This window comes from Azoarcus sp. TTM-91 (assembly GCF_012911025.1).
In the GTDB taxonomy this organism is placed as follows: domain Bacteria; phylum Pseudomonadota; class Gammaproteobacteria; order Burkholderiales; family Rhodocyclaceae; genus Azoarcus.
The window spans coordinates 21,452-32,197 of record NZ_WUEI01000050.1 but is presented as its reverse complement, the minus strand read 5'-3'; the positions used below and the strand labels follow the sequence as shown (position 1 = coordinate 32,197).

Genomic DNA, 10,746 nt, shown 5'->3' with positions numbered 1-10,746 from the left:
ATCCCGCCGCCCGGCTTCGATACGCTGGGCCTTCCCCCGGCCGTGCTAGCCAACCTGCAGCGCCTGGGCTACCTGGCGATGACGCCCATCCAGGCGGCCGCGCTGCCGGTCGCCCTCGCCGGCCGCGACCTCATCGCCCAGGCCCGCACCGGCAGCGGCAAGACCGCCGCCTACGCCCTACCGCTGCTGGGCCGCCTCAATCTCGCCCACAACCGGGTCCAGGCCCTGGTGCTGTGCCCCACCCGCGAACTGGCTGACCAGGTGGCGAAGGAAATCCGCCGCCTCGCCCGCGCCGAGGACAACATCAAGGTGCTCACCCTGTGCGGCGGCGCCACGCTGAAACCGCAGGCCGCCAGCCTGGCCCACGGCGCCCACGTGGTGGTGGGCACACCCGGCCGCCTGCTGGACCACCTGCAGCGCGGCAACCTGGCGCTGGAAGCCCTCTCCACCCTGGTGCTGGACGAGGCCGACCGCATGCTGGACATGGGCTTCCGCGACGACATCGCCGCGGTCGCCGACGCCTGCCCCGCCCACCGCCAGACCCTGCTGTTCTCCGCCACCTATCCGGCCGGCATCGCCGAGCTGGCCGGCCGCTTCCTGCGCGAGCCGGAGCAGATCCGCCTCGCCGAAGGCCATGCCGAGGGCCGCATCCGCCAGCGCTTCTACGAAGTCGCCGAGGATGGCCGGCTGGCGGCGGTCTCCCGCCTGCTGCGGCACTACCGGCCGGCGAACGCGCTGGCCTTCTGCAACACCCGTCAGCAGTGCCGCGACCTCGTCGCCCAGCTGGAAGCCGACGGCATCGCCGCGCTCGCGCTGCACGGCGAGCTGGAGCAGCGCGAGCGCGACCAGGTGCTGGTGCGCTTCGCCAATGGCAGCAGCCGGGTGCTGGTGGCCACCGACGTTGCCGCCCGCGGCCTGGACATCGCCGGCCTGGAGGCGGTGATCAATGTGGATGTGGCGCCCGAGCCGGCGGTACACGTGCACCGCATCGGCCGCACCGGCCGGGGCGGCAGCAGTGGCGCGGACGGCTGGGCGCTCAGCCTGGTCGGCCCGCGCGAACGCCGCCGGGTCGAAGCCCTCGCAGCCGCCCACGGCTTCACCCTGGAATGGCACCCGCTGGCCGAGCTGGAGAGCACCGAAGCCACCGGCCCCGCCCCGCTGCAACCCGCCATGCGCACCCTGCAACTGCTCGCCGGCCGCAAGGACAAGCTGCGCGCCGGCGACATCCTGGGCGCGCTCACCGGCGAAGCCGGCTGCAGCCGCGAGCAGATCGGTCGCATCGACCTCGCCGACGCCGTCTCCTATGTCGCGGTGGCGGCTGACGTCGCGGCGCAGGCCGCCCGCCGCCTGGGCGAAGGCCGCATCAAGGGCAAGCGCATCCGGGTGCGGCTGCTGGAAGACTGAGGCGGAGCGGGATGTTTCGCGCGCCGCCCCGCCTCATGACACCCATCTACCCCGCCTGCGGCAAACCAGGAGTACCCAGCCCCGGCGTTTGATGCTGAAATGCGGGCTGCCGCGAACTTTTGCCGGCGGGCGGCCGACCAAGCCGCACTCATGACACACCGACATCACAGGCACGCGGGGCCGCAGCTGGCCCCTCCTTGCGATCAGGAGGACAACAAGATGACGACCAAATCGCCGAAGAACACCGCCGCGCAAGGCTGGCGCAAACACGCCCTCGCCCTCCTGCTCGCCGCCGCGACCGCCGCGCCGGCGCTGGCGGCGGACAAGTCGGTGGCGGTCACCGCCATCGTCGAGCACCCGGCGCTGGACGCCATCCGCGACGGCGTGCAGGAAACCCTGAAGGCCGAAGGCTTCGAGGCCGGCAAGAACCTGAAGTGGGAATACCAGAGCGCCCAGGGCAACACCGGCACCGCGGCGCAGATCGCGCGCAAGTTCATCGGCGACAAGCCGGACGTCATCGTCGCCATCGCAACGCCGTCGGCGCAGGCGGTGGTGGCCGCCACCAAGTCCATCCCGGTGGTGTATTCCGGCGTCACCGACCCGGTGGCCGCCCAGCTGGTGAAGGACTGGAAGCCCTCCGGCACCAACGTCACCGGCGTGTCCGACATGCTGGCGCTGGACAAGCAGGTGGAGCTGATCAAGAAGGTGGTGCCCAAGGCCAAGCGCGTCGGCATGGTCTACAACCCGGGCGAAGCCAACTCCATGGTGGTGGTGAACCAGTTCAAGACCCTGCTGCCGGCCGCCGGCATGACCCTGGTGGAGGCCTCGGCACCGCGCAGCGTGGACGTCGGCGCCGCCGCCCGCAGCCTGGTCGGCAAGGTGGATGTGATCTACACCAACACCGACAACAACGTCGTCTCCGCCTACGAGGCGCTGGTCAAGGTGGCCAACGACGCCCGCATTCCGTTGATCGCCTCCGACACCGACAGCGTCAAGCGCGGCGCCATCGCCGCGCTCGGCGTGAACTACCTGGACCTGGGCCGGCAGACCGGCAAGGTGGTCGCCCGCATCCTCAAGGGCGAGCAGCCGGGCGCCATCCCGTCCAGCTCCAGCGACAAGCTGGAACTGGTGGTGAATGCCGCCGCGGCGAAGAAGCAGGGCGTCACCCTGGCGCCCGAGTTCCTCTCCTCCGCCACCACCGTCCTCCAGTAAGAAAGCCGCCGGCGCCGGCCCACCGGCACCGCGGCAACCATCCACATGACCCTGTATTCCTTCATGGGTGCGCTGGAGATCGGCCTGATCTTCAGCCTGGTCGCCCTCGGGGTGCTGATCTCCTTCCGCATCCTCAACTTCCCCGATCTCACGGTGGATGGCAGCTTCCCGCTGGGCGGCGCGGTTGCCGCCACGCTGATCGCCTTCGGCACCGATCCCTTCCTCGCCACCCTGGCCGCGATCGCCGCCGGCGCCTGTGCCGGCCTGCTCACCGGCTGGTTCAACGTGCGCCTGCGCATCATGGATCTGCTGGCCGGCATCCTGCTGATGACGGCGCTGTACTCCATCAACCTGCGCATCATGGGCAAGCCCAACGTGCCGCTGATCACAGAGCCCACCATCTTCAGCATGCTGCTGCCGGAGATGATGCCGGACTACATCGAGCGGCCGCTGGTGCTGCTGCTCATCGTCATCGCCGCCAAGCTGGCGCTGGACTGGTTCTTCTCCTCCGAGACCGGCCTGGCGATGCGCGCCACCGGCGCCAACCCGCGCATGGCGCGCGCCCAGGGCGTGGCCACCGGGCGCTCGGTGCTGGCCGGGCTGGCGCTGTCGAACGCGCTGGTGGCGCTGGCCGGCGCGTTGTTCGCGCAGAGCCAGGGCGGCGCCGACATCTCCATGGGCATAGGCACCATCGTCATCGGCCTGGCGGCGGTCATCATCGGCGAGAGCATCCTGCCCGGCCGCCGCATCGTGGTGCTGACGCTGGCGGTGGTGCTGGGCGCCATCCTCTACCGCTTCTTCATCGCCCTGGCGCTCAACAGCGACCTCATCGGGCTGAAATCGCAGGACCTCAACCTGGTGGCGGCCACCCTGGTCACCGTGGTGCTGGTGCTGCCCATCCTCAAGCGCCGCCTGCGCGGCAACGGAGGCCGCTGATGCTGCGCGCGCAAGAGCTCCGCATCACCTTCAACCCCGGCACGCCGATCGAGAACCCGGCGCTGCGCGGCCTCAGCCTGGAGATCCCCGCCGGCCAGTTCGTGTCGGTGATCGGCTCCAACGGCGCCGGCAAATCCACCTTCCTCAACGCCATCTCCGGCGACCTGCTGGTGGACCAGGGCAAGGTGGAGATAGACGGCCGCGACGTCACCCGGCTGCAGGCCTGGCAGCGCGCCGACCTCGTCGCCCGCGTGTTCCAGGACCCGATGGCCGGCACCTGCGAGGCGCTGAGCATCGAGGAGAACATGGCGCTGGCGATGGCGCGCGGCCGCCGCCGCGGCTTCCGCTTCGCCATCGGCCGTGGCGACCGCGAGCTGTTCCGCGACAAGCTCTCCATCCTCAATCTCGGCCTGGAGAACCGCCTCACCGACCGCATCGGCCTGCTCTCCGGCGGCCAGCGCCAGGCGGTGAGCCTGCTGATGGCCTCGCTGCGGCCCTCGCGCATCCTGCTGCTGGACGAGCACACCGCCGCGCTGGACCCGAAGACCGCCGCCTTCGTGCTGGAACTCACCGCCCGCATCGTCGAGGAAAACAAGCTGACGACGATGATGGTGACCCACAGCATGCGCCAGGCGCTGGACTACGGCAGCCGCACGGTGATGCTGCACCGGGGGCAGGTGGTGCTGGACGTGGCCGGCGAGCAGCGCGCCGGGCTGGACGTGCCCGATCTGCTGGAAATGTTCGAACGCACCCGCGGCGAGAAGGTGTCGGACGACGCGCTGCTGCTGGGCTGAGGGCTCGCCGGCAGAGGCACTTGGCCGTCGCGAATGAAGATGTGGGCGGGAGATTCAGCGCTGTGACAGGGCTGAATCTCCCGCCCGCGGCACTTGCCGGGCAGCTTCACCGCCACCAGGGCGGCACTTCCTGCCGCCCCACGACTCAGACGGACTCGGCCGTCTCCGCCGCGTCATCCTCCGCCTCCTCGCCGAGGAAGCCGCCGCTCTGGTGCGCCCACAGCCGGGCGTAGAGGCCGTTGCGGGCGAGCAGGCTGCGATGGTCGCCCTCCTCGACGATGCGGCCGTGGTCCAGCACCACCAGCCGGTCCATCGCCGCGATGGTGGACAGGCGGTGGGCGATGGCGACCACCGTCTTGCCCTCCATCAGCCGGTACAGGCTGGCCTGGATGGCGGCCTCCACTTCCGAGTCCAGCGCGCTGGTGGCCTCGTCCAGCAGCAGGATGGGCGCGTCCTTCAGCATCACACGGGCAATGGCGATGCGCTGGCGCTGGCCGCCGGAGAGCTTCACGCCGCGCTCGCCGACGTGGGCGTCGTAGCCCCGCCGGCCGGTGGGGTCGGCCAGGCCGAGGATGAAGTCGTGCGCCTCGGCGCGGCGGGCGGCGGCCTCCATGTCAGCCTCGGTGGCGTCCGGCCGGCCGTAGAGGATGTTGTCCCGCACCGAGCGGTGCAGCAGCGAGGTGTCCTGCGTCACCATGCCGATCTTCTCGCGCAGGCTCTCCTGGGTGACGCTGGCGATGTCCTGGCCGTCGATCAGGATGCGGCCGCTGCCGACGTCGTGGAAGCGCAGCAGCAGGTTCACCAGCGTGGACTTGCCGGCGCCGGAGCGGCCGACCAGGCCGATCTTTTCGCCGGGGCGTATAGTCAGCGTCAGCTCGTCCACCACCGGACGCACGCTCTCGCCGCCGTAATCGAAGCGCACCTTGTCGAAGCGCACCTCGCCACGGCGCACCTGCAGCGGCCGGGCGTCGGCGCGGTCCACCACGGTGTGCGGCTGCGACAGGGTGTTGATGCCGTCCTGCACGGTGCCGATGTTCTCGAACAGCCCGGCCAGCTCCCACATCACCCAGTGCGACATGCCGTTCAGCCGCAGCGCCATCGCGGTGGACGCCGCCAGCGCGCCCACGCCCACCTCGCCCTGGGTCCACAGCCACAGGGTGACGCCGGCGGTGCTCAGGATCAGCCCCATGCTCAGGCTGTGGTTGACGATCTCGATGCCGCTCACCAGCCGCATCTGCGCGTGCACCGTGCGCATGAACTCGCGCATCGCCGAGCGCGCGTAAGCCGCCTCGCGGCCGGCGTGGGAGAACAGCTTCACCGTGGCGATGTTGGTGTAGGCATCGGTGATGCGGCCGGTCATCAGCGAGCGGGCATCGGCCTGGGCGCTGCCGACCTTGGACAGGCGCGGCACGAACCAGCGCAGCGCCGCCACGTAGAGCACCAGCCAGCCGAGGAAGGGCAGCAGCAGCCAGGCGTTGAAGCCGCCCACCACCGCCGCCATGGTGACGAAGTAGATGATGACGAAGACCAGGATGTCGCCCATGGTCATGCAGGTGTCGCGCACCGCCAACGCGGTCTGCATCACCTTGGCGGCGACGCGGCCGGCGAACTCGTCCTGGTAGAAGCTCATGCTCTGGCCGAGCATCAGGCGGTGGAAGTTCCAGCGCAGCCGCATCGGAAAATTGCCCGCCAGCGTCTGGTGCTTCAGCGTGGTCTGCAGCGCCACCAGGGCAACGCTGCCCATCACCACCGCGCCTATCAGCATCAGCGTGCCGCCGCGGGTTGACCACAGCTCCGCCGGCGGCACCGCCGCCAGCCAGTCCACCAGCCGCCCCAGCACCGCGAACAGCAGCGCCTCGAAAGCGCCCACCACCGCGGTGAAGCAGGTCATGCCGACGATGAAGGGGCGCACACCCTCGGTGCCCGCCCAGAGGAAAGCGAAGAAGCCCTTGGGCGGCGTCGCCGGCGGGGTATCGGGATAGGGATCGACCAGCTTTTCGAACCAGGCAAACACGGGGCAAGTCTCCGGCAGCGCCGCGCGGCAGGCGGATTTCAAAAGGGCCGCGGCGGCGAAAAAACGACCGGGGGCGAGCCCTTGTGGAGCCCGCCCCCGGTTTTCACAACTGACGATTCTACTGGTAGGAGAGTTCCCGCGTCTTGCCCCAGAACACCCGGTATGCGAACGCGGTGTAAGCGAAGATGGCCGGCAGCACCACCAGCGCGCCCGCCAGGATCACCTTCAGCCCCTGCGGATGGGCGGCGGCCTGCCAGATGTCGAGCTGGTCGATGACGATCTGCGGAAACACGCTGTAAGCCAGGCCGTGGAAGGCGAGCAGGAAGATGCCGATGGCTGCGGCGAAAGGCAGCCAGCAGCCATTGTCGTTGCCCGCCGCCTGGCGCCGCGCCAGCCGCGGCAGGCTGAAGACGAGCACCCCGAACAGCGCCACCGTGGCCGCCGGCACCGGCAGCAGCAGGAAGAACTCCGGCAGCTCGAACCACTTGGCGGCGATGCGCTCGCTCACCAGCGGCGTCGCCACCGACACCGCCGCCACGCCCAGCGCCGCGCCCCATACCGCCGGCCGCGCCCAGGCCAGCGCCCGCGCCTGCAGCCGACCTTCGCTCTTCATCACCAGCCAGCCGGCGCCCAGCAGCGCATAGCCGGCGGTGAGGCCGATGGCGACCAGGGCGGCGAAGGCCCAGGCGGCGGCGCCCGGCGCGAAGCCGGTGAGGAAGCGGCCCAGCATCACGCCCTGCGCCAGCGCGGCGATCAGCGAGCCGGCGGCGAAGGTGGCATTCCACCAGGGCTTGTGGCTGTCCTGCGCCTTGACGCGGAAGTCGAAGGCCACGCCGCGCAGGATCAGGCCGGCGAGCATGGCCGCCACCGGCAGGTAGAGCGCGCCGAGGATGATGCCGTTGGCCAGCGGAAAGGCCACCAGCAGCAGGCCGATGCCCAGCACCAGCCAGGTCTCGTTGGCATCCCAGAAGGGACCGATGGAGGCGATCATCAGATCCTTCTCCTCCTCGTCGCCCAGCGGCAGCAGCAGGCCGACGCCGAGGTCGTAGCCGTCGAGGATCACATAGGCCAGCAGGGCGATGGCCATCAGGCCGGCGAACACCACCGGCAACCAGTACTCGGGCGTCATTGCGGCATCTCCTTGGCGAGATAGCGGGCGGCAGCCGGGTCTGGCTTGCCGGCCTTGCGGGCGAGGTGGAACAGCACCGAGACGTAGGCCAGCAGCAACGCCACGTAGAGGGTGAGGTACATCGCCAGCGAGGTGGCGATCATGCCGGCGGGCACCGCGCCGGCGGCGTCGGCGGTGGTCAGCACGCCCTGCACCAGCCAGGGCTGGCGGCCGATCTCGGTGACGTACCAGCCGGCCACCGTCGCCACCCAGCCGGAGAAGGTCATGCCCACCAGCAGCCGCAGGCCGCCACGCGACAGGCGGCCGCGGCGCAGCTGCCAGGCGGCGAACCAGGAACAGGCCAGCATCAGCATGCCCACGCCCACCATCACCCGGAAGGCCCAGAACACCTTGGCCACCGGCGGATGGGCGCCCTCGAACTCGTTGAGGCCGCGGATCTCGCCATCCCACTCGTGGGTCAGGATGAGGCTGGCGAGCTTGGGCACGACGATGGCGTAGTCATTGCGGCGGCCGGCCTCGTTGGGCAGCGCGAACAGCGTCAGCGGCGCGCCGCGCTCGGTCTCCCACACCCCTTCCACCGCGGCGATCTTGGCCGGCTGGTGATGCAGGGTGTTGAGGCCGTGGAAGTCGCCAACCACGATCTGCAGCGGAATCAGCAGGGCGGCGGCGAACACGCCGGTGCGCAGCGCCCGGGTGACGCCGCCGGACTCATCGCCCTTCAGCCGGCGATAGGCCGACAGGCCGGCGACGAGGAAGGAGGCGGTGAGGCCGGAGGCGATCAGCATGTGCGTCAGCCGGTAGGGCAGCGAGGGGTTGAACACCGCTGCCCACCAGTCGGTGATGATGGCCTGGCCGTCCACCATCTCGAAGCCGGCCGGCGTCTGCATCCAGGAGTTCAGCACCAGGATCCAGAACGCCGAGGCGGTGGTGCCCAGCGCCACCAGCAGCGTCGCCAGCGTATGCACCCGGTTCGACACCCGGCGGCGGCCGAACAGCATCACGCCGAGGAAGGTGGCCTCCAGGAAGAAGGCGGTGAGGATCTCGTAGGCCAGCAGCGGCCCGGCGATGTTGCCCACCGTCTGCATGTAGCCCGGCCAGTTGGTGCCGAACTGGAAGCTCATGGTGATGCCGCTGACCACGCCGAGGGCGAAGGTGAGCGCGAACACCTTGACCCAGAAGCCGTAGGCGTCCATCCACGCCTCGTCGCCGCTGCGGTCGTAACGGCGCTTGAAGTACAGCAGCACCCAGCCCAGCGCGATGCTGATGGTGGGAAAGAGGATGTGGAAGGTGATGTTGGCGCCGAACTGGATGCGCGCCAGGACGACAGGATCGAGGTCCATCAGCGTGCCCCCCCTTCGCTGCCGCCGGCGCCGGGATCGTCCTCGTCCGGCCGGGCGGCGCGGCTTTCCGCCTTCGCCTCCTTGTCGCCGCCGTCGCGGTGGGTGAAGCGCGCCAGGGACTGGGTGATCTGCAGCAGCTTCTGCACCCGCGAGCCCAGCTTCATCAGCCGCTGCAGGGTTTCGGCGTCCAGCTTCTGGATCTCGGCGAACCAGCTGGTGATGAGTTCGATGAGGTCGTACATCGCCTGCATGCGCGCCTGGGCGTGGCGCTCGGCGGCATTGGCGGGGGATTCCATCAGCGCGCCGCGCAGCATGGTCAGCGTCGGCTCCACTTCGCGCTTCTGCCGCTCCTCCGCGAGCAGGCGGAAGATGGCCCAGACGTCTTCCGGCGTGGAGAAATACTCCCGGCGGTCGCCGGGGAAGTGCTGCAGCTTAACCAGCCGCCACGCCTGCAGTTCCTTCAGGCCGATGCTGACGTTGGAGCGGGAAAAGGCCAGCTCTTCGGCGATCTCGTCCGCGTTCAGCGGCTTTTCCGAGACGTAGAGCAGCGCATAGATCTGGCCGACGGTGCGGTTGATGCCCCAGCGGCTGCCCATCTCACCGAAGTGGAGGACGAAGGACTGAATCAGTGGCGACATATTTCTGGTCCTTTTCAAATTTCAAAAAACTTTGAAAATTTGATCTGGATCATAGTATCGCCACTTTTCACTTGTCAAAAAAACATTTGAGTGATAGCCGCGTCGGCAGCATGGAAATGGGCCCGGTCGGGTGCCGGGGCGGCCGGGCCAGCAGCTTGCCGCGACGGCGCGCGAGGGCGGGTCTCCCCGGGAGATGGGGCGCCGGCGCGGCCCTTCGGTATGAGGCCGCCTATTTCCTCGCGACCTGCTGGATGGGCCGGCTGCAATCCATGACTACGCTTCTGAACCAGTGATGGGCAGAATCGGCATCTCGACGCGCATGCCACGCTTGCTGGAATGCAAAGCCGGGCAGCGCGAATGGCGGCGTGAAGCGCGTCAGCCCTTGGTCATCAGGCACCAGATCCAGCGTGCGGCTGGCAACGGTCAGGATCAAATCGGTCCCCGCCAGCACTTCGGTCGAAGCGCGCCAGTGCGGCAGGACCAGCGCAATGCGCCTGCGCCGCCCTTGAGCGGCCAGGGCGGCGTCGATTTCATTTTCGGTATCCGGCCTCGTGGCGACCAGCACATGCGGACGCGCCAGCCACGCGTCCAGCGCCAGCGTGCCGCGCGGCGGCAGCGAGCGCTTGTCGGCAACGCTGACGAAGTGCTCCTCGAACAGGGTTTCGACGACGATGCCGCTCGCGGTGTCCGGAAACACGCCGAGGCCCAGGTCGATCTCGCCGTCCGCGAGTTGGGCCAGCATGGCTTCACGACTGGCCTGGCATACAACCATGTCGATGCCGGGAGCCTGATCGCGCAACCGTTTTACCAGCGTTGGCAGAACGAGATGGGCCGCATAGTCGGACATGGCAAGGCGAAAGCGGCGCACCGCCTGGCCAGGGTCGAAAGCCCCCTCGTGCAGCAGCCCGTTGAGCTGCTGGAGAGCCGCCTCCAGGGGGAGCAGCAAGTCCTGGGCGCGCGGCGTCAAGGCCATGCCTGCGCCACGCCGGGTCAGCAAGGGGTCTTTGAATGTCTCCCGCAACTGGGCCAGCGCGTGGCTGACCGCCGGCTGGCTTTTGTGCAGGCGCAACCCTGCCCGGGTGACGTGCTTTTCCGCCAGCAAGGCATGAAGCGTCAGCAGCAGGTTGAGGTCAATGCGCCGGAGATCATCCATGAAACGAATGATATCCAGGCAGATTAAGAATTTCCATTCAGCAGACAGATACCCGAGCATGCGCCATGTCTTCATTCTCAGTGAGGCGTTTCCATATGCCGGGACCATCTACTTTTTCCGCCGTGC

The 10,746-nt window shown here is 69.0% G+C and carries 9 protein-coding genes; 4 read left to right on the top strand and 5 right to left on the bottom strand.

The genetic code is table 11. The features are described 5' to 3' along the window. The 4 genes from dbpA to GRF61_RS14315 all read left to right on the top strand — a co-directional run bounded on the left by dbpA (position 1) and on the right by GRF61_RS14315 (position 4,346). A complete protein-coding gene (gene dbpA / locus GRF61_RS14330) occupies positions 1–1,404 on the top strand; it encodes an ATP-dependent RNA helicase DbpA (RefSeq protein ID WP_169151316.1) in 1,404 nt (467 codons plus the stop codon). Between the two features lie 219 nt (positions 1,405–1,623). Beyond that, positions 1,624–2,616: an ABC transporter substrate-binding protein gene (locus GRF61_RS14325; RefSeq protein ID WP_169151315.1), complete on the top strand. Its 993-nt coding sequence runs from the start codon at positions 1,624–1,626 to the stop codon at positions 2,614–2,616. Positions 2,617–2,661: 45 nt separating this feature from the next. Further along, a complete protein-coding gene (locus GRF61_RS14320) occupies positions 2,662–3,552 on the top strand; it encodes an ABC transporter permease (RefSeq protein ID WP_169151314.1) in 891 nt (296 codons plus the stop codon). Continuing rightward, on the top strand, positions 3,552–4,346 hold the full coding sequence (locus GRF61_RS14315; protein WP_169151313.1) for an ABC transporter ATP-binding protein: 795 nt from the start codon (positions 3,552–3,554) through the stop codon (positions 4,344–4,346). The genes GRF61_RS14320 and GRF61_RS14315 overlap by 1 nt, the downstream gene beginning before the upstream one ends. 145 nt (positions 4,347–4,491) lie before the next feature. On the opposite strand, the gene GRF61_RS14310 is transcribed toward GRF61_RS14315, so the two are convergent. The 5 genes from GRF61_RS14310 to GRF61_RS14290 form a co-directional block, all read right to left on the bottom strand. Beyond that, on the bottom strand, positions 4,492–6,360 hold the full coding sequence (locus tag GRF61_RS14310; protein ID WP_169151312.1) for an ABC transporter ATP-binding protein: 1,869 nt from the start codon (positions 6,358–6,360) through the stop codon (positions 4,492–4,494). A gap of 118 nt (positions 6,361–6,478) precedes the next feature. After that, positions 6,479–7,489 carry a cytochrome d ubiquinol oxidase subunit II gene (locus GRF61_RS14305; RefSeq protein ID WP_169151311.1) on the bottom strand — a complete coding sequence of 337 codons (1,011 nt, stop codon included), beginning with the start codon at positions 7,487–7,489 and terminating at the stop codon, positions 6,479–6,481. After that, a complete protein-coding gene (locus tag GRF61_RS14300) occupies positions 7,486–8,829 on the bottom strand; it encodes a cytochrome ubiquinol oxidase subunit I (protein WP_169151310.1) in 1,344 nt (447 codons plus the stop codon). Before GRF61_RS14300 ends, GRF61_RS14305 begins: the two co-directional genes overlap by 4 nt. Then, complete coding sequence (locus GRF61_RS14295; protein WP_169151309.1) at positions 8,829–9,467, bottom strand: GbsR/MarR family transcriptional regulator; 639 nt, start codon at positions 9,465–9,467, stop codon at positions 8,829–8,831. The genes GRF61_RS14300 and GRF61_RS14295 overlap by 1 nt, the downstream gene beginning before the upstream one ends. Positions 9,468–9,696: 229 nt before the next feature. Further along, complete coding sequence (locus GRF61_RS14290) at positions 9,697–10,695, bottom strand: LysR family transcriptional regulator (RefSeq protein ID WP_211165971.1); 999 nt, start codon at positions 10,693–10,695, stop codon at positions 9,697–9,699. Positions 10,696–10,746: the final 51 nt, after the last annotated feature.